Source organism: Pseudomonas deceptionensis (assembly GCF_900106095.1).
GTDB classification, from domain to species: Bacteria; Pseudomonadota; Gammaproteobacteria; order Pseudomonadales; family Pseudomonadaceae; genus Aquipseudomonas; species Aquipseudomonas deceptionensis.
Map to the genome: position 1 here is coordinate 71073 of NZ_FNUD01000002.1, position 20570 is coordinate 91642.

At 53.1% G+C, this 20570-nt stretch carries 9 protein-coding genes and 5 rRNA genes; all 14 read right to left on the reverse strand.

Annotated elements, in window-relative coordinates:
* The 14 genes from BLW11_RS00365 to mrcB all read right to left on the reverse strand — a co-directional run bounded on the left by BLW11_RS00365 (position 1) and on the right by mrcB (position 20540).
* Positions 1–2892: ribosomal RNA gene (locus BLW11_RS00365) — 23S ribosomal RNA — on the reverse strand.
* 324 nt (positions 2893–3216) lie between these two features.
* Positions 3217–4753, reverse strand: a 16S ribosomal RNA gene (locus BLW11_RS00370).
* Between the two features lie 480 nt (positions 4754–5233).
* A 5S ribosomal RNA gene (gene rrf / locus BLW11_RS00375) occupies positions 5234–5349 on the reverse strand.
* A gap of 151 nt (positions 5350–5500) precedes the next feature.
* Positions 5501–8392: ribosomal RNA gene (locus BLW11_RS00380) — 23S ribosomal RNA — on the reverse strand.
* 324 nt (positions 8393–8716) lie between these two features.
* A 16S ribosomal RNA gene (locus tag BLW11_RS00385) occupies positions 8717–10253 on the reverse strand.
* The 16S, 23S and 5S rRNA genes sit together here, the layout of an rRNA operon.
* 480 nt (positions 10254–10733) lie before the next feature.
* On the reverse strand, positions 10734–11348 hold the full coding sequence (gene msrQ, locus BLW11_RS00395; RefSeq protein WP_048362165.1) for a protein-methionine-sulfoxide reductase heme-binding subunit MsrQ: 615 nt from the start codon (positions 11346–11348) through the stop codon (positions 10734–10736).
* Complete coding sequence (gene msrP / locus BLW11_RS00400; RefSeq protein WP_048362164.1) at positions 11348–12361, reverse strand: protein-methionine-sulfoxide reductase catalytic subunit MsrP; 1014 nt, start codon at positions 12359–12361, stop codon at positions 11348–11350. The genes msrQ and msrP overlap by 1 nt, the downstream gene beginning before the upstream one ends.
* Positions 12362–12424: 63 nt before the next feature.
* Entirely contained in the window at positions 12425–13282 is an 858-nt protein-coding gene (pssA, locus tag BLW11_RS00405) for a CDP-diacylglycerol--serine O-phosphatidyltransferase (RefSeq protein ID WP_048362163.1), read from the reverse strand.
* 144 nt (positions 13283–13426) lie between these two features.
* Complete coding sequence (gene ilvC, locus BLW11_RS00410) at positions 13427–14443, reverse strand: ketol-acid reductoisomerase (protein ID WP_048362162.1); 1017 nt, start codon at positions 14441–14443, stop codon at positions 13427–13429.
* A 49-nt stretch (positions 14444–14492) separates the two neighbouring features.
* A complete protein-coding gene (gene ilvN / locus BLW11_RS00415; RefSeq protein WP_016783407.1) occupies positions 14493–14984 on the reverse strand; it encodes an acetolactate synthase small subunit in 492 nt (163 codons plus the stop codon).
* Positions 14985–14986: 2 nt separating this feature from the next.
* A complete protein-coding gene (locus BLW11_RS00420; RefSeq protein ID WP_048362173.1) occupies positions 14987–16711 on the reverse strand; it encodes an acetolactate synthase 3 large subunit in 1725 nt (574 codons plus the stop codon).
* Between the two features lie 409 nt (positions 16712–17120).
* Complete coding sequence (locus BLW11_RS00425) at positions 17121–17450, reverse strand: YqcC family protein (protein WP_048362172.1); 330 nt, start codon at positions 17448–17450, stop codon at positions 17121–17123.
* Between the two features lie 5 nt (positions 17451–17455).
* Complete coding sequence (locus BLW11_RS00430; protein WP_048362161.1) at positions 17456–18199, reverse strand: tetratricopeptide repeat protein; 744 nt, start codon at positions 18197–18199, stop codon at positions 17456–17458.
* 16 nt (positions 18200–18215) lie between these two features.
* A complete protein-coding gene (gene mrcB, locus BLW11_RS00435; protein WP_048362160.1) occupies positions 18216–20540 on the reverse strand; it encodes a penicillin-binding protein 1B in 2325 nt (774 codons plus the stop codon).
* Between the last annotated feature and the right edge of the window lie 30 nt (positions 20541–20570).

Below are 20570 nucleotides of genomic sequence, written 5' to 3' on the forward strand. Positions count from 1 at the left end.
ATGGTCAAGCCTCACGGGCAATTAGTATTGGTTAGCTCAACGCCTCACAGCGCTTACACACCCAACCTATCAACGTCGTAGTCTTCGACGGCCCTTTAGGGAACTCAAGGTTCCAGTGAGATCTCATCTTGAGGCAAGTTTCCCGCTTAGATGCTTTCAGCGGTTATCTTTCCCGAACATAGCTACCCGGCAATGCCACTGGCGTGACAACCGGAACACCAGAGGTTCGTCCACTCCGGTCCTCTCGTACTAGGAGCAGCCCCTCTCAAATCTCAAACGTCCACGGCAGATAGGGACCGAACTGTCTCACGACGTTCTAAACCCAGCTCGCGTACCACTTTAAATGGCGAACAGCCATACCCTTGGGACCGGCTTCAGCCCCAGGATGTGATGAGCCGACATCGAGGTGCCAAACACCGCCGTCGATATGAACTCTTGGGCGGTATCAGCCTGTTATCCCCGGAGTACCTTTTATCCGTTGAGCGATGGCCCTTCCATACAGAACCACCGGATCACTAAGACCTACTTTCGTACCTGCTCGACGTGTCTGTCTCGCAGTCAAGCGCGCTTTTGCCTTTATACTCTACGACCGATTTCCGACCGGTCTGAGCGCACCTTCGTACTCCTCCGTTACTCTTTAGGAGGAGACCGCCCCAGTCAAACTACCCACCATACACTGTCCTCGATCCGGATAACGGACCTGAGTTAGAACCTCAAAGTTGCCAGGGTGGTATTTCAAGGTTGGCTCCATGCAGACTGGCGTCCACACTTCAAAGCCTCCCACCTATCCTACACAAGCAAATTCAAAGTCCAGTGCAAAGCTATAGTAAAGGTTCACGGGGTCTTTCCGTCTAGCCGCGGATACACTGCATCTTCACAGCGATTTCAATTTCACTGAGTCTCGGGTGGAGACAGCGCCGCCATCGTTACGCCATTCGTGCAGGTCGGAACTTACCCGACAAGGAATTTCGCTACCTTAGGACCGTTATAGTTACGGCCGCCGTTTACCGGGGCTTCGATCAAGAGCTTCGCGTTAGCTAACCCCATCAATTAACCTTCCGGCACCGGGCAGGCGTCACACCCTATACGTCCACTTTCGTGTTTGCAGAGTGCTGTGTTTTTAATAAACAGTCGCAGCGGCCTGGTATCTTCGACCGGCATGGGCTTACGCAGTAAATGCTTCACCCTCACCGGCGCACCTTCTCCCGAAGTTACGGTGCCATTTTGCCTAGTTCCTTCACCCGAGTTCTCTCAAGCGCCTTGGTATTCTCTACCCAACCACCTGTGTCGGTTTGGGGTACGGTTCCTGGTTACCTGAAGCTTAGAAGCTTTTCTTGGAAGCATGGCATCAACCACTTCGTTGTCTAAAAGACAACTCGTCATCAGCTCTCGGCCTTAGAATCCCGGATTTACCTAAGATTCCAGCCTACCACCTTAAACTTGGACAACCAACGCCAAGCTGGCCTAGCCTTCTCCGTCCCTCCATCGCAATAACCAGAAGTACAGGAATATTAACCTGTTTTCCATCGACTACGCTTTTCAGCCTCGCCTTAGGGACCGACTAACCCTGCGTCGATTAACGTTGCGCAGGAAACCTTGGTCTTTCGGCGTGGGTGTTTTTCACACCCATTATCGTTACTCATGTCAGCATTCGCACTTCTGATACCTCCAGCAAGCTTCTCAACTCACCTTCACAGGCTTACAGAACGCTCCTCTACCGCATCACCTAAGTGATACCCGTAGCTTCGGTGTATGGTTTGAGCCCCGTTAAATCTTCCGCGCAGGCCGACTCGACTAGTGAGCTATTACGCTTTCTTTAAAGGGTGGCTGCTTCTAAGCCAACCTCCTAGCTGTCTAAGCCTTCCCACATCGTTTCCCACTTAACCATAACTTTGGGACCTTAGCTGACGGTCTGGGTTGTTTCCCTTTTCACGACGGACGTTAGCACCCGCCGTGTGTCTCCCATGCTCGGCACTTGTAGGTATTCGGAGTTTGCATCGGTTTGGTAAGCCGGGATGGCCCCCTAGCCGAAACAGTGCTCTACCCCCTACAGTGATACATGAGGCGCTACCTAAATAGCTTTCGAGGAGAACCAGCTATCTCCGAGCTTGATTAGCCTTTCACTCCGATCCACAGGTCATCCGCTAACTTTTCAACGGTAGTCGGTTCGGTCCTCCAGTTAGTGTTACCCAACCTTCAACCTGCCCATGGATAGATCGCCCGGTTTCGGGTCTATTCCCAGCGACTAGACGCCCTATTAAGACTCGCTTTCGCTACGCCTCCCCTATTCGGTTAAGCTTGCCACTGAAAATAAGTCGCTGACCCATTATACAAAAGGTACGCAGTCACCCAACAAAGTGGGCTCCCACTGCTTGTACGCATACGGTTTCAGGATCTATTTCACTCCCCTCTCCGGGGTTCTTTTCGCCTTTCCCTCACGGTACTAGTTCACTATCGGTCAGTCAGTAGTATTTAGCCTTGGAGGATGGTCCCCCCATATTCAGACAAAGTTTCTCGTGCTCCGTCCTACTCGATTTCACTGTAAAGATGTTTTCGCGTACAGGGCTATCACCCACTATGGCCGCACTTTCCAGAGCGTTCCGCTAACATCAATACAGCTTAAGGGCTGGTCCCCGTTCGCTCGCCACTACTAAGGGAATCTCGGTTGATTTCTTTTCCTCAGGGTACTTAGATGTTTCAGTTCCCCTGGTTCGCTTCTTAAGCCTATGTATTCAGCTTAAGATACCTAACTTATGTTAGGTGGGTTCCCCCATTCAGACATCTCCGGATCAAAGTCTGTTTGCCGACTCCCCGAAGCTTTTCGCAGGCTACCACGTCTTTCATCGCCTCTGACTGCCAAGGCATCCACCGTATGCGCTTCTTCACTTGACCATATAACCCCAAGCAATCTGGTTATACTATGAAGACGACATTCGCCGAAAATTCGCATGTTCAATTAAGAACGTTCACAAATTTTACCTTAGCCTGAATAAACACCAGTGAAAGTGTTATCCAGTCTAACTTTCTATTACATACCCAAATTTTTAAAGAACGATCTAATCAAAAGATCAGAAATCAACATTCACCATCGTTTGATGGAATGCTCATTTCTAAGCTTTACGACAGAAAAACCACAGATCGACTCTGCAGTTATCGTCTTCTACAATGAATCAAGCAATTCGTGTGGGAACTTATGGAGCAGCTGATGTCGTCGATTAAGGAGGTGATCCAGCCGCAGGTTCCCCTACGGCTACCTTGTTACGACTTCACCCCAGTCATGAATCACACCGTGGTAACCGTCCTCCCGAGGGTTAGACTAGCTACTTCTGGTGCAACCCACTCCCATGGTGTGACGGGCGGTGTGTACAAGGCCCGGGAACGTATTCACCGTGACATTCTGATTCACGATTACTAGCGATTCCGACTTCACGCAGTCGAGTTGCAGACTGCGATCCGGACTACGATCGGTTTTATGGGATTAGCTCCACCTCGCGGCTTGGCAACCCTTTGTACCGACCATTGTAGCACGTGTGTAGCCCAGGCCGTAAGGGCCATGATGACTTGACGTCATCCCCACCTTCCTCCGGTTTGTCACCGGCAGTCTCCTTAGAGTGCCCACCATTACGTGCTGGTAACTAAGGACAAGGGTTGCGCTCGTTACGGGACTTAACCCAACATCTCACGACACGAGCTGACGACAGCCATGCAGCACCTGTCTCAATGTTCCCGAAGGCACCAATCTATCTCTAGAAAGTTCATTGGATGTCAAGGCCTGGTAAGGTTCTTCGCGTTGCTTCGAATTAAACCACATGCTCCACCGCTTGTGCGGGCCCCCGTCAATTCATTTGAGTTTTAACCTTGCGGCCGTACTCCCCAGGCGGTCAACTTAATGCGTTAGCTGCGCCACTAAGAGTTCAAGACTCCCAACGGCTAGTTGACATCGTTTACGGCGTGGACTACCAGGGTATCTAATCCTGTTTGCTCCCCACGCTTTCGCACCTCAGTGTCAGTATCAGTCCAGGTAGTCGCCTTCGCCACTGGTGTTCCTTCCTATATCTACGCATTTCACCGCTACACAGGAAATTCCACTACCCTCTACCATACTCTAGCTTGCCAGTTTTGGATGCAGTTCCCAGGTTGAGCCCGGGGATTTCACATTCAACTTAACAAACCACCTACGCGCGCTTTACGCCCAGTAATTCCGATTAACGCTTGCACCCTCTGTATTACCGCGGCTGCTGGCACAGAGTTAGCCGGTGCTTATTCTGTCGGTAACGTCAAGACACTAACGTATTAGGTTAATGCCCTTCCTCCCAACTTAAAGTGCTTTACAATCCGAAGACCTTCTTCACACACGCGGCATGGCTGGATCAGGCTTTCGCCCATTGTCCAATATTCCCCACTGCTGCCTCCCGTAGGAGTCTGGACCGTGTCTCAGTTCCAGTGTGACTGATCATCCTCTCAGACCAGTTACGGATCGTAGCCTTGGTGAGCCATTACCTCACCAACTAGCTAATCCGATCTAGGCTCATCTGATAGCGCAAGGCCCGAAGGTCCCCTGCTTTCTCCCGTAGGACGTATGCGGTATTAGCGTCCGTTTCCGAACGTTATCCCCCACTACCAGGCAGATTCCTAGATATTACTCACCCGTCCGCCGCTCTCAAGAGGTGCAAGCACCTCTCTACCGCTCGACTTGCATGTGTTAGGCCTGCCGCCAGCGTTCAATCTGAGCCATGATCAAACTCTTCAGTTCAAACATCTTTGGGTTTTTAAGAAACCCTAAACTTGGCTCAGCAATCGTTGGTTACATCTTTGATTTCTCGCGGAGTAACTTGTGATGCTGATAATCTTGTTGACTATCAGTCTGACTCCACAAGCACCCACACGAATTGCTTGATTCAGTTGTTAAAGAGCGGTTGGTTTAGCTTTCGCTGAACCGAGGCGCGTATTCTACAGCAGCCTCTGTTGCTGTCAAGCGGTTATTTTAAGATGTTTTCAAAGTTTCCCCTGTAACATCAACCACTTGCGCTTTCGATCTCTCGTTAGCGGGAGGCGAATTCTACAGCGTTACACGCTGCTGTCAACACCTTATTTCCTGCTTCTTTCGATTGAGATAATCGAGGTGTTAGCCAGGCAAATGGCCTGATTAACAGCACAGGCTTTTTACAAAGCTTGTACTTATACAAAAACAAAATCCCCGTCTGCGCGAGCAGACAGGGATTTTGGAATTTAATCTTGACGATGACCTACTCTCACATGGGGAAACCCCACACTACCATCGGCGATGCATCGTTTCACTACTGAGTTCGGGATGGGATCAGGTGGTTCCAATGCTCTATGGTCGTCAAGAAATTCGGTAGCCAGGTCGTTTACCTTTCGGTTCACGCTCCAGCGAATGGGTATGTAATAGAGTGGTGTTTTGTGAGTCGCAAACTTTCGGTTTGTATCGTCTTCACACACCGCAATCTGGTCTCTTCGACGCAAATTGCTTGGGTGTTATATGGTCAAGCCTCACGGGCAATTAGTATTGGTTAGCTCAACGCCTCACAGCGCTTACACACCCAACCTATCAACGTCGTAGTCTTCGACGGCCCTTTAGGGAACTCAAGGTTCCAGTGAGATCTCATCTTGAGGCAAGTTTCCCGCTTAGATGCTTTCAGCGGTTATCTTTCCCGAACATAGCTACCCGGCAATGCCACTGGCGTGACAACCGGAACACCAGAGGTTCGTCCACTCCGGTCCTCTCGTACTAGGAGCAGCCCCTCTCAAATCTCAAACGTCCACGGCAGATAGGGACCGAACTGTCTCACGACGTTCTAAACCCAGCTCGCGTACCACTTTAAATGGCGAACAGCCATACCCTTGGGACCGGCTTCAGCCCCAGGATGTGATGAGCCGACATCGAGGTGCCAAACACCGCCGTCGATATGAACTCTTGGGCGGTATCAGCCTGTTATCCCCGGAGTACCTTTTATCCGTTGAGCGATGGCCCTTCCATACAGAACCACCGGATCACTAAGACCTACTTTCGTACCTGCTCGACGTGTCTGTCTCGCAGTCAAGCGCGCTTTTGCCTTTATACTCTACGACCGATTTCCGACCGGTCTGAGCGCACCTTCGTACTCCTCCGTTACTCTTTAGGAGGAGACCGCCCCAGTCAAACTACCCACCATACACTGTCCTCGATCCGGATAACGGACCTGAGTTAGAACCTCAAAGTTGCCAGGGTGGTATTTCAAGGTTGGCTCCATGCAGACTGGCGTCCACACTTCAAAGCCTCCCACCTATCCTACACAAGCAAATTCAAAGTCCAGTGCAAAGCTATAGTAAAGGTTCACGGGGTCTTTCCGTCTAGCCGCGGATACACTGCATCTTCACAGCGATTTCAATTTCACTGAGTCTCGGGTGGAGACAGCGCCGCCATCGTTACGCCATTCGTGCAGGTCGGAACTTACCCGACAAGGAATTTCGCTACCTTAGGACCGTTATAGTTACGGCCGCCGTTTACCGGGGCTTCGATCAAGAGCTTCGCGTTAGCTAACCCCATCAATTAACCTTCCGGCACCGGGCAGGCGTCACACCCTATACGTCCACTTTCGTGTTTGCAGAGTGCTGTGTTTTTAATAAACAGTCGCAGCGGCCTGGTATCTTCGACCGGCATGGGCTTACGCAGTAAATGCTTCACCCTCACCGGCGCACCTTCTCCCGAAGTTACGGTGCCATTTTGCCTAGTTCCTTCACCCGAGTTCTCTCAAGCGCCTTGGTATTCTCTACCCAACCACCTGTGTCGGTTTGGGGTACGGTTCCTGGTTACCTGAAGCTTAGAAGCTTTTCTTGGAAGCATGGCATCAACCACTTCGTTGTCTAAAAGACAACTCGTCATCAGCTCTCGGCCTTAGAATCCCGGATTTACCTAAGATTCCAGCCTACCACCTTAAACTTGGACAACCAACGCCAAGCTGGCCTAGCCTTCTCCGTCCCTCCATCGCAATAACCAGAAGTACAGGAATATTAACCTGTTTTCCATCGACTACGCTTTTCAGCCTCGCCTTAGGGACCGACTAACCCTGCGTCGATTAACGTTGCGCAGGAAACCTTGGTCTTTCGGCGTGGGTGTTTTTCACACCCATTATCGTTACTCATGTCAGCATTCGCACTTCTGATACCTCCAGCAAGCTTCTCAACTCACCTTCACAGGCTTACAGAACGCTCCTCTACCGCATCACCTAAGTGATACCCGTAGCTTCGGTGTATGGTTTGAGCCCCGTTAAATCTTCCGCGCAGGCCGACTCGACTAGTGAGCTATTACGCTTTCTTTAAAGGGTGGCTGCTTCTAAGCCAACCTCCTAGCTGTCTAAGCCTTCCCACATCGTTTCCCACTTAACCATAACTTTGGGACCTTAGCTGACGGTCTGGGTTGTTTCCCTTTTCACGACGGACGTTAGCACCCGCCGTGTGTCTCCCATGCTCGGCACTTGTAGGTATTCGGAGTTTGCATCGGTTTGGTAAGCCGGGATGGCCCCCTAGCCGAAACAGTGCTCTACCCCCTACAGTGATACATGAGGCGCTACCTAAATAGCTTTCGAGGAGAACCAGCTATCTCCGAGCTTGATTAGCCTTTCACTCCGATCCACAGGTCATCCGCTAACTTTTCAACGGTAGTCGGTTCGGTCCTCCAGTTAGTGTTACCCAACCTTCAACCTGCCCATGGATAGATCGCCCGGTTTCGGGTCTATTCCCAGCGACTAGACGCCCTATTAAGACTCGCTTTCGCTACGCCTCCCCTATTCGGTTAAGCTTGCCACTGAAAATAAGTCGCTGACCCATTATACAAAAGGTACGCAGTCACCCAACAAAGTGGGCTCCCACTGCTTGTACGCATACGGTTTCAGGATCTATTTCACTCCCCTCTCCGGGGTTCTTTTCGCCTTTCCCTCACGGTACTAGTTCACTATCGGTCAGTCAGTAGTATTTAGCCTTGGAGGATGGTCCCCCCATATTCAGACAAAGTTTCTCGTGCTCCGTCCTACTCGATTTCACTGTAAAGATGTTTTCGCGTACAGGGCTATCACCCACTATGGCCGCACTTTCCAGAGCGTTCCGCTAACATCAATACAGCTTAAGGGCTGGTCCCCGTTCGCTCGCCACTACTAAGGGAATCTCGGTTGATTTCTTTTCCTCAGGGTACTTAGATGTTTCAGTTCCCCTGGTTCGCTTCTTAAGCCTATGTATTCAGCTTAAGATACCTAACTTAGGTTAGGTGGGTTCCCCCATTCAGACATCTCCGGATCAAAGTCTGTTTGCCGACTCCCCGAAGCTTTTCGCAGGCTACCACGTCTTTCATCGCCTCTGACTGCCAAGGCATCCACCGTATGCGCTTCTTCACTTGACCATATAACCCCAAGCAATCTGGTTATACTATGAAGACGACATTCGCCGAAAATTCGCATGTTCAATTAAGAACGTTCACAAATTTTACCTTAGCCTGAATAAACACCAGTGAAAGTGTTATCCAGTCTAACTTTCTATTACATACCCAAATTTTTAAAGAACGATCTAATCAAAAGATCAGAAATCAACATTCACCATCGTTTGATGGAATGCTCATTTCTAAGCTTTACGACAGAAAAACCACAGATCGACTCTGCAGTTATCGTCTTCTACAATGAATCAAGCAATTCGTGTGGGAACTTATGGAGCAGCTGATGTCGTCGATTAAGGAGGTGATCCAGCCGCAGGTTCCCCTACGGCTACCTTGTTACGACTTCACCCCAGTCATGAATCACACCGTGGTAACCGTCCTCCCGAGGGTTAGACTAGCTACTTCTGGTGCAACCCACTCCCATGGTGTGACGGGCGGTGTGTACAAGGCCCGGGAACGTATTCACCGTGACATTCTGATTCACGATTACTAGCGATTCCGACTTCACGCAGTCGAGTTGCAGACTGCGATCCGGACTACGATCGGTTTTATGGGATTAGCTCCACCTCGCGGCTTGGCAACCCTTTGTACCGACCATTGTAGCACGTGTGTAGCCCAGGCCGTAAGGGCCATGATGACTTGACGTCATCCCCACCTTCCTCCGGTTTGTCACCGGCAGTCTCCTTAGAGTGCCCACCATTACGTGCTGGTAACTAAGGACAAGGGTTGCGCTCGTTACGGGACTTAACCCAACATCTCACGACACGAGCTGACGACAGCCATGCAGCACCTGTCTCAATGTTCCCGAAGGCACCAATCTATCTCTAGAAAGTTCATTGGATGTCAAGGCCTGGTAAGGTTCTTCGCGTTGCTTCGAATTAAACCACATGCTCCACCGCTTGTGCGGGCCCCCGTCAATTCATTTGAGTTTTAACCTTGCGGCCGTACTCCCCAGGCGGTCAACTTAATGCGTTAGCTGCGCCACTAAGAGTTCAAGACTCCCAACGGCTAGTTGACATCGTTTACGGCGTGGACTACCAGGGTATCTAATCCTGTTTGCTCCCCACGCTTTCGCACCTCAGTGTCAGTATCAGTCCAGGTAGTCGCCTTCGCCACTGGTGTTCCTTCCTATATCTACGCATTTCACCGCTACACAGGAAATTCCACTACCCTCTACCATACTCTAGCTTGCCAGTTTTGGATGCAGTTCCCAGGTTGAGCCCGGGGATTTCACATTCAACTTAACAAACCACCTACGCGCGCTTTACGCCCAGTAATTCCGATTAACGCTTGCACCCTCTGTATTACCGCGGCTGCTGGCACAGAGTTAGCCGGTGCTTATTCTGTCGGTAACGTCAAGACAATCACGTATTAGGTAACTGCCCTTCCTCCCAACTTAAAGTGCTTTACAATCCGAAGACCTTCTTCACACACGCGGCATGGCTGGATCAGGCTTTCGCCCATTGTCCAATATTCCCCACTGCTGCCTCCCGTAGGAGTCTGGACCGTGTCTCAGTTCCAGTGTGACTGATCATCCTCTCAGACCAGTTACGGATCGTAGCCTTGGTGAGCCATTACCTCACCAACTAGCTAATCCGATCTAGGCTCATCTGATAGCGCAAGGCCCGAAGGTCCCCTGCTTTCTCCCGTAGGACGTATGCGGTATTAGCGTCCGTTTCCGAACGTTATCCCCCACTACCAGGCAGATTCCTAGATATTACTCACCCGTCCGCCGCTCTCAAGAGGTGCAAGCACCTCTCTACCGCTCGACTTGCATGTGTTAGGCCTGCCGCCAGCGTTCAATCTGAGCCATGATCAAACTCTTCAGTTCAAACATCTTTGGGTTTTTAAGAAACCCTAAACTTGGCTCAGCAATCGTTGGTTACATCTTTGATTTCTCGCGGAGTAACTTGTGATGCTGATAATCTTGTTGACTATCAGTCTGACTCCACAAGCACCCACACGAATTGCTTGATTCAGTTGTTAAAGAGCGGTTGGTTTAGCTTTCGCTGAACCGAGGCGCGTATTCTACAGCAGCCTCTGTTGCTGTCAAGCGGTTATTTTAAGATGTTTTCAAAGTTTCCTCTGTAACATCAACCACTTGCGCTTTCGATCTCTCGTTAGCGGGAGGCGAATTCTACAGCGTTACACGCTGCTGTCAACACCTCATTTCCTGCTTCGATGACTTGAAGCTGGCACTCTTGAAAACCGATCCAACTCATTGAAACTCAAGGAGTTTTCCGTTTCTACTGTGCCGGAAGAGGCGCGAATTATAGGCCGTCAGGAATCAGAGTCAAGGGTTAATTTCGGTTTAAGTGACCGTTACCGTTTTCTTCTTATATAGCCGGGGAATTCGACTCTTGAACAGCGGTATGCGCACCAACAACAGGCACACACCTATACAGGCATAAACAGACCATTCCTTGAGATCCGCCCGCACAATCCAGAGCATATGCAGCAGCCCCAACCCCACAACCACATATACCAGACGGTGGAGCTTCTTCCAGCGCGCACCCAAGCGCCGCTGACTATAACGATTTGACGTCACCGCCAGCGCCAGCAAACACAGGAACCCCAGACTGCCGACAATAATGTAGGGGCGCTTGCGTAACTCAACACCCAGTTGCGACCAGTCAAACCCCAGCACAAAAGCCAGATAGGCGCACAGGTGCAGTACCACATAAGCAAAGCACCACAACCCAATTTGGCGGCGCACGGCAATCCAACCCGGCCAGCCCGTGAGCTTTTGCATGGGTGTCATGCAGAGTGTCACCAACAGCAGAATCAGCGTGCCCAGCCCAAGCCTGTCAACCATGACCTTTCCCGGGTCCGGCCCCAAAGCAGAACTCCAGGCCTCATAGAGCCAAAGCAAAGGCCAGATAGCCGCTGCTATAAATACGGCTACACGCCAGGGAAGGAGCTTCATCAGTAGTTCTTCCGCAAATCGAGGCCGGTATATAACGAAGAGACTTCATCTGCGTAACCGTTGAACATCTGGGTATCACGCACATTCGGACTGAACAGGCCGCTTGGCAAACGCCGCTCACGCGCCTGCGTCCATCGTGGATGATCAACCTGGGGGTTTACGTTTGCATAGAAGCCGTATTCATCCGCAGCAATGCTCTGCCAAGTGGTTTTCGGCTGCTCCTCGACCAGACTGATTCGCACAATGGACTTTACACTTTTGAATCCGTACTTCCAGGGCACCACCAAACGTAGCGGCGCACCATTCTGATTCGGCAATTCGCGCCCATACATACCCACCGCAAGGATGGCCAGCGGATTCATTGCCTCATCCAGACGCAGCCCCTCGACATAGGGCCAGTCAATTAATGCAAAACCCGAACGCTGCCCCGGCATCACTTTGGGATCCTGCAGCGTTTCGAAGCGTATGTATTTGGCTTTCGACGTAGGCTCTACCCGCTTGAGCAATGCCGAAATGGGAAAGCCCAACCAGGGAATCACCATCGACCAGGCTTCTACGCAACGCAGACGATAGATCCGCTCTTCCAGCTGATAAGGCTGCATAAAATCTTCGAGGGCATAACGCCCCGGCTTGCCCACCTCCCCATCCACGACCACAGTCCAAGGTTCGGTTTTCAGGGCGCCAGCATTCTGTGCCGGGTCCCCCTTGTCAGTACCGAACTCATAGAAGTTGTTGTAGTGCGTGGCATCCTTGAAAGGTGTGATCGCCTCCCCCTTGACCGTGACGGCTTGCCACTTGGTCTGTGGGAGTTTGTCGGTGAACCAGGACGGAGCCTTGCCCGGTTCAACATCGGTATAACGCACCACATCGTCGGCACTGGCCCATCGCGGAAGCGTGCCCACAGCCAATCCGGCAAGCGAACTGCCCAGCAATGCACGACGGGATAGATAGAAGGATTCAGGCGTGACGTCCGACTCTTTACAGTCGGACGTCTTAGGCAGTTTGATGAGCATGACAACTCCGCAGTATTGGAGGGCTGATGCACCAATAGACTACGGAGTATGGGAGAAATTACATCACTCGCTGCTTTTGTTACGACGCAAACGCAATAAGTACTGAATTGGCCCCGATGCCGCATATGCGAGGAAGGCCAACAACAGAATGCGCGGCGGATCGCTGAACACAACAGCAAACACCAACACAACAGCCAGGATCGCTACAAAAGGAACGCGCCCTTTCAAGTCCAGCTCCTTGAAGCTGTTGTACTTGATATTGCTGACCATCAGCATGCCGGCAGCAGCCACCAGCAAGGCAACCAGGAACGACATTTTCGACCCCTGGATCCCGTAATCACTGAATGCCCAGACAATACCCGCCACCACGCCTGCAGCAGCCGGACTGGCCAGACCAATGAAATAGCGCTTATCCGCTTTTCCTACCTGGGTATTGAAGCGCGCCAGACGCAACGCAGCGCCCGCGACATAGATGAAGGCAACCATCCAGCCCACCTTACCCATATCACCCAGCGCCCAACCAAATGCCAGCAACGCAGGCGCTACACCAAAGGCAACCATGTCCGACAAGGAGTCGTACTCGGCACCAAAGGCGCTTTCGGTATTGGTCATGCGTGCTACCCGGCCATCAAGACCATCCAGCACCATTGCGATAAAAATCGCGATGGCCGCAAAAGCAAAATACTTGCTTGCGCCAGCTGCATCACCTGCACTCATGGCACTTTGAGCGCTCATGGAGCTGATAATCGAATAAAAACCGGCGAACAGGTTCGCGGTGGTGAAAAGGTTCGGCAGCAGATAGATACCACGATGCCGGACTTTTCGGCCTTCAGCGTCATGCCCTTCTTCGACATGTTCATCGATAGGCAGCAGGCTATCGGCGTCAGAAGCCGCTTTTGGCTCTTCGGGACGTTCGCTCATGGACATTACCTTGCAACGATATGGAAAGTTTCGATAGAGGTTTGGGGCCAGCACTCAACCACAAACGATCCCGCTTTATACCAGAAGCGGCCGCTTAAACGAAAAAACGCGGCCTAGGCCGCGTTTTTTCTACACGCTAAAAACTTAGTTCTTGGCTTGGTCTACGATTTTGTTCGCGCCGATCCAAGGCATCATCGAGCGCAGCTGCCCGCCGATGACTTCGATACCGTGGGCAGCGTTGTTACGACGCTTGGCGGTCATCGATGGGTAGCCAGTAGCACCTTCGGTGATGAACATCTTCGCGTATTCACCATCCTGAATGCGCTTCAGAGCGTTACGCATTGCCTGACGGGATTCAGCGTTGATCACTTCAGGCCCGGTGACGTACTCACCGTACTCAGCGTTGTTGGAGATCGAGTAGTTCATGTTGGCGATACCGCCTTCGTACATGAGGTCAACGATCAACTTCAACTCGTGCAGGCACTCGAAGTAAGCCATTTCTGGCGCGTAACCGGCTTCAACCAGGGTTTCAAAACCTGCTTTGACCAGCTCAACGGTACCGCCGCACAGAACAGCCTGCTCGCCGAACAGGTCGGTTTCGGTTTCGTCCTTGAATGTGGTTTCGATGATACCAGTACGACCACCACCCACACCCGCCGCATAAGACAAGGCTACGTTTTTGGCGTTGCCCGAAGCGTCCTGGTAGATCGCGATCAGGTCGGGAATGCCGCCGCCTTTTACGAACTCGGAGCGCACGGTGTGACCCGGTGCTTTTGGCGCGATCATGATCACGTCAAGGTCGGCACGCGGCACAACCTGGTTGTAGTGGATCGCGAAGCCGTGGGAGAAGGCCAGTGTGGCGCCCTTCTTGATGTTCGGCTCGATTTCGTCGCGGTACAGTGCCGACTGGAACTCGTCCGGAGTCAGAATCATGACCAGGTCAGCAGCAGCAACAGCGCTGGCAACGTCAGTCACTTTCAGGCCATGAGCCTCAGCCTTGCCGACAGTGGCCGAACCTTTACGCAGACCGACAGTAACGTCAACGCCGGAGTCTTTCAGGTTGCAGGCCTGGGCGTGACCCTGGGAGCCGTAACCGATGATGGCTACTTTTTTGCCCTGGATGATCGAAAGGTCGCAGTCTTTGTCGTAATAAACTTTCATGATTTTCCCTTATATCCAGGCCATTCAGGCCAATTAGCATTTGTTAGATTTAGATGCTGAGTACTTTGTCGCCACGGGCAATCCCGGTGACGCCACTGCGAACTGTTTCCAGGATTGAAGCTGTACCAATCGACTGAATGAAACTGTCAAGCTTCTCACTGGTACCTGTCAACTGCACGGTGTACACGCTGGCACTGACATCAACGATCTGCCCACGAAAAATATCCGTGGTGCGTTTGATCTCTGCGCGCTGCGCACCTGTTGCCTTGACCTTGACCAGCATCAGTTCACGCTCGATATGAGCGCTCTCCGACAGGTCCACCAGTTTGACCACTTCGATCAGCTTGTTCAGGTTCTTGGTGATCTGCTCGATGACTTCATCATGCCCAACCGTGGTCAGCGTCAAACGCGACAAGGTCGGGTCTTCGGTTGGTGCCACGGTAAGGCTTTCGATGTTGTAGTTACGTTGCGAAAAAAGCCCGACAACGCGAGACAAGGCGCCCGGTTCGTTTTCAAGAAGCAAGGAAATAATGTGCCGCATGATTAAGTACGCTCCGTCTTGCTAAGCCACATGTCGCGCATGGAGCCATCTTTGATCTGCATCGGGTAAACGTGCTCACTGGTATCAACCTGAATATCCAGGAACACCAGGCGATCCTTCATGGCAAAGGCTTCTTCCATCTTCGGCTTGAGATCTTTCAGGTCAGTGATCCGAATTCCCACATGCCCATAGGCTTCAGCCAACTTGACGAAGTCAGGCAGCGATTCCATATAGGAGTGCGAGTGACGGCTACCGTAGTTCATGTCTTGCCACTGACGCACCATGCCAAGCACGCCGTTATTCAGGCTGATGATTTTTACTGGCAAGCCGTACTGCAAACAAGTCGACAGTTCCTGAATATTCATCTGAATGCTGCCCTCGCCTGTTACACAGGCAACGTCAGCTTCAGGGAAGCTCAGCTTGACCCCCATTGCAGCGGGAAAGCCGAAGCCCATCGTGCCCAAACCGCCTGAGTTGATCCAGCGATTAGGCTTGTTGAAGCGATAGTACTGGGCCGCGAACATCTGGTGCTGACCCACATCAGACGTTACATAGGCATCGCCCTTCGTCACTTCGCAGAGCATTTCGATAACAGCCTGAGGCTTGATCTTGGTGCCGTCGCCCTTGTCATAAGGGAACAGGTCACCATTACCGCGCCATTCGTCAATCTGCTTCCACCAGCTGGCAACCGCTTCCGGGTTTGGCTTCTCGCCAATTTCCTTGAGAATGGAGACCATTTCGGTCAGCACGCTCTCTACCGGACCTACAATCGGCACGTCGGCCTTGATGGTCTTGGAGATGGACGCCGGGTCGATATCGATATGGATGATCTTGGCGTTCGGGCAGAACTTGGAAGGGCCGTTGATAACACGGTCATCAAAGCGCGCGCCTACAGCCAGGATTACGTCTGCGTTGTGCATGGTCATGTTGGCCGTGAAGCTGCCATGCATACCGAGCATGCCGACAAACTGACGGTCGGTGCCAGGGTATGCACCCAGGCCCATCAGCGTATTGGTCACCGGCACGTTGAGCATTTTTGCCAACTCGGTCAGCGGTGCCGAACCGCCGCCCAAAATAACGCCGCCGCCCGCATACAACACAGGACGCTTGGCTGCCAGAAGCATCTCTGCCGCTTTGCGAATCTGACCCGAGTGGCCACGCAAGGCCGGGCTATAAGAACGCAGCTTGGCTTTTTTCGGGAAAACGTATTCAAACTTCTCGGCAGGGTTGGTCATGTCTTTCGGGATATCGACCACAACCGGGCCAGGACGACCGGATTGAGCGAGGTAGAACGCCTTTTTCATGACCTCCGGGATTTCCGAAGCATGCTTGATCATGAAGCTGTGCTTCACGATGGGCCGGGAGATACCGATCATGTCGGTTTCCTGGAACGCATCGGTACCGACCATGGTGCTAGGCACCTGACCGGAAATGATCACCATCGGAATGGAGTCCATGTAGGCAGTGGCAATACCCGTGATGGCGTTGGTAGCACCCGGCCCGGAAGTAACCAGTACTACACCGGCTTTACCGGTAGCACGGGCATAGCCGTCAGCCATATGGGTTGCAGCCTGTTCGTGACGAACCAGGATGTGGGTAACTTCCGGTTCTTTGAACAGTGCGTCATAGACATGCAGCAGAGCACCACCAGGGTACCCGTAGATATATTTGACACCTTCGTCGCGCAAAAAGCGGACCAGCATCTCACCGCCAGATAAAAGCTCCACGTTGTTCACCTCTAAAACGCCAGAATACCGTCCACAAAAATGCGAACGGGTCTTAATAGGTTTACTTTTCAGCAGAGCATGAGCGACGGTGGTCGCCGACTACGTCAGCACTGACTGAGCAAGTATTGGGAGCCCCCCAAATGTTGCGGGGTTTTCCCACCCAGCGCGAGGTAACGCGTTGCGGGTGTAACAGGTCGGCGCGGGTGTGCGCCTCATGATCTGCTGAGAGGGCCTGCTTCTGGCAGTCCCTCTACAGCGGGACTTTGATTCTTCTCATTAGGCCCGCCCAAGTCAAGTCATCAATTCAATTTATTCGCATAAATCGACAAGAACGCACAAAAAAACGCGCCAAATGATAGAAGTGGACAAGAAAACAAATGGCTGCCAGCAAAATCTGGCAGCCATGGCCTCATGAGGAAGGGCTGATCAGCAGGTCAAAACTTTCAAAATGCTTGAGCAATGGTTTCCAACTCCCACGGCGTTGCCCAAAAACATGCTCCGCCATGTACCGGATGCCCGAGACATTGGGCAGTGGATGCCCCTGCTCGATAATGACTTTCATCTTCGGCAAGAAGATCCATTGCACCCATTCTTCAAAATCCAGCCTGTCCACGCTGAACGGCTCCAGACTGGACAGGTCGTGCTCGGTGGGAACCCTGTCACTCCATAACCCCTGGGTGCGCATTTCCTGCTCGATCAGCAGCAGGTACCCCGCGACTTCAGAAGTACGTGAATCCATAACCATCAGAGACTCACTTTGGCTTTTTGACGGGCCAATGCAGCGCCAGCCGCATCACCTTGCTTGTCACGTGCCTGGGCAATCAAACCCCACAAGCTTGCCTGCAAAGCCGGACGTCCATTTGCGAACGTCAAACCACGGCGGGCAAATTGCTCTGCCTGGGCGGCGTCACCCTGGGCCATGCGCACTTGCGCCAGACGGTAAAGCACTTGCGGCTCACGGGGCGCCACACGCTGAGCACGCTCAAGGCTCGACGCTGCACCATTCAAGTCACCGCTCGACTGTTGCTGCTGAGCGGTGGTGAGCAACGCCAGCACCGGACCATCCAGTTGCTCATCGGCAGCCAGACCGCCACCCGTGTTATTGGACGGAATACCGCTTGGCGTAATCGCCGCCGGGGCGCTGTAGGTGCTGCTCGGTGTGTAACTGCCCGTGCTGATCGGCGCCGCGGCCGGGCCGGGTGTAATCGGCCCCGGCGTGAAAGGCTGGGTGCTGATCGGCGTCGAGACGCTGGCAGCGCCCCCCGGGATCATCACGACCACGCCCGAATCCTCGGTAATCGTGCGCGCTTGTGCAGCCCGCGGCGCAGCAGCCTGTGGATAATTACCCGCGGTACGCTGGGCCGAAATACGTTCGTTGTTCGACACCGGCACACCGGAATCGACCACAGGGATCGACCCCTGCGGCACGCTGGAACAACCATTGAGCAAAGCCAGGGCTGAAACAGCCGCAATCCACAACTTATTCACGTCAAACCCTCTTTGCTTAATTCAACCAGCCCTTGACCCAATCCATCACGGCGTCACCTGAAGCAGGCGCCTGCCCGCCACAACTGGCCCCCGCTGGCGGCTCACTGCCGCGAATATACGGCATCTGCACCGCGCCAGGGCAGCTGGCATCAGATCCTTGCCCCGTATGGGGGTCAATCCAGGCCTGAACAATGTTATCGGGCTGAGGCATATCCAGCGGCAGCGGATCGGCCTTCTTCATGAAGCTGGTCCACACCTGCAAAGCGCCAGTCGCACCGGTAAAGGGGGTTTTGCCGTTGTCGTCGCGACCCAGCCAGACCACTGCCAGTAAATCCTGGCTAAACCCTGCGAACCAGCTGTCACGCGAATCGTTGCTGGTGCCGGTCTTGCCCGCCAACGCAAGGCTCCTGGGCAGCACGTTATAGACCGAGCGCCCCGTACCTTCGCGCATCACATGCTGCATCGCGTTCTGGATCAGGAAAATCGAGCCCGGATCGAAACGTTGCTGGATCTGGAACGGATAACGCTTCAGCGGCTGACCTTCTGCTGTCAGTACACTGCGAATTCCGCGCATCGGCGTATTGAAGCCGCCGTTGGCCAGGGTCTGATACATCGTCGCCACTTCCATCGGGCTCAATGCACCAGCCCCCAGCAACATGGACGGGAACGCCGGGAACTGACGCTCTACCCCGAGTCGGGCCAAAGTCTTGAGGACGTTAGGCACTCCTACTTCCTGCCCCAGCCTTACCGTGCCGAGGTTGTAGGAGTTCATCATCGACTGGTAGAGGAAAACCGTACCGTGAGAACGACGGTCATAGTTCTGAGGCTTCCAGACCTGACCATCAGCACCTTTGATCGACAGAGGCTCATCGGACAGCCAACTGGTCAGCGTGTACTGACTTGGCCGTTCAAGTGCCGTGAGATAGACCGCAGGCTTGATCAACGAACCGATAGGCCGTACAGCATCGAGCGCACGGTTAAAGCCTGCGTAGCCAGGTGCACGGCTGCCGATCAGCGCCTGAACTTCACCGGTTTCCGGGTTGGTCACCACCATCGCGGCTTCCACTTCATCCGAACCCTTGCGCCCGGCCAGACGTTTGAAGGTCTCACCGACTGCGGCTTCAGACTTCATCTGCAGGATCGGATCGAAGCTGGTGAAAATTCGCAGCCCCTCTTCAGTCAAGTCTTCGTCGCGATAATCCTCACGCAACTGGCGCTTGACCAGATCCAGGAACCCCGGGAACGAGCTGTCCGCCAGACTGCCGCGCTTGGTCACGCCCAGAGGCATTTTCTTCGCCGCAGCTACTTGTTCAGGCGTTGCAACACCCTGCTGCTCCAGCAAATCGAGCACCAGGTTGCGTCGCACCAGCGCACGTTCAGGGTAGCGGCGAGGGTTATAGGCTGACGGCCCTTTGACCATACCTACCAGCAGTGCCACTTGATGCAGCTTGAGTTCTGCCAGCGGTTGGCTGAAGAAGAACTGGCTGGCCAGACCAAAGCCATGCACGGCGCGCTGTCCGTCCTGACCGACAAACACTTCATTGAGGTAGGCCTCAAGAATTTCGCGCTTGTCGTAGTGCAGCTCCAAGAGCAGCGCCATCATTGCTTCGGTCAGCTTGCGGCTCAGGCTGCGTTCATTGGTCAGATAGAAGTTCTTGACCAACTGCTGGGTCAACGTACTGCCGCCTTGGCGCATTTGGCCGGCCGACGTGTTGACCCACATGGCGCGCGCAATCGACTTCGGCGACACACCAAAGTGATGGTAGAAGTCCCGATCTTCAACGGTTACCAGCGTCTCGAGCAAATATGGCGGTACCTGATCGATATTGATCAGGATCCGGTCCTCGAGGTTTTTAGGGTAAAGACCGCCGATCAGCAGCGGTTCAAGTCGAACCACAGGAACCTTGGAACCGTTGGTCGATGAAAGCTCTGCCACGTAGTCGCCAGAGAAGCGTACACGCACCGGCTGCGCCTGCTCGGCACCTTCATAAAACTGGAAGCCGCGGGTGTTGAGGTCGACCGTGTTGCCATTGACGGCTGCCGCGCCAGGACCACTGACCACGCTTTCGCGGCGATAGCCCAGCGCATCGAGTTCCGTAAGGAAGTCGTTCTTGCTCAGTTTCTGGCCGACGAACAGCTCCAGCGGCCGGGCATAAACCTTGGCCGGGATGGTCCAGCGCTTGCCGGAGAATTTCTCCTGAACGATGGCATCGAGGTAGACGGCAAAGCCTGCCACCACCACCAGGCCTACCAGACTGAGCTTAATGGCCCAGCCCAGCCAGGGCCGAAGGCCGCCAGAAGGACGTTTGGAACGAGAACGAGGGGATCGGGTACGAGTCATGGCGCGAGATTATACGCACTTTATTCATGT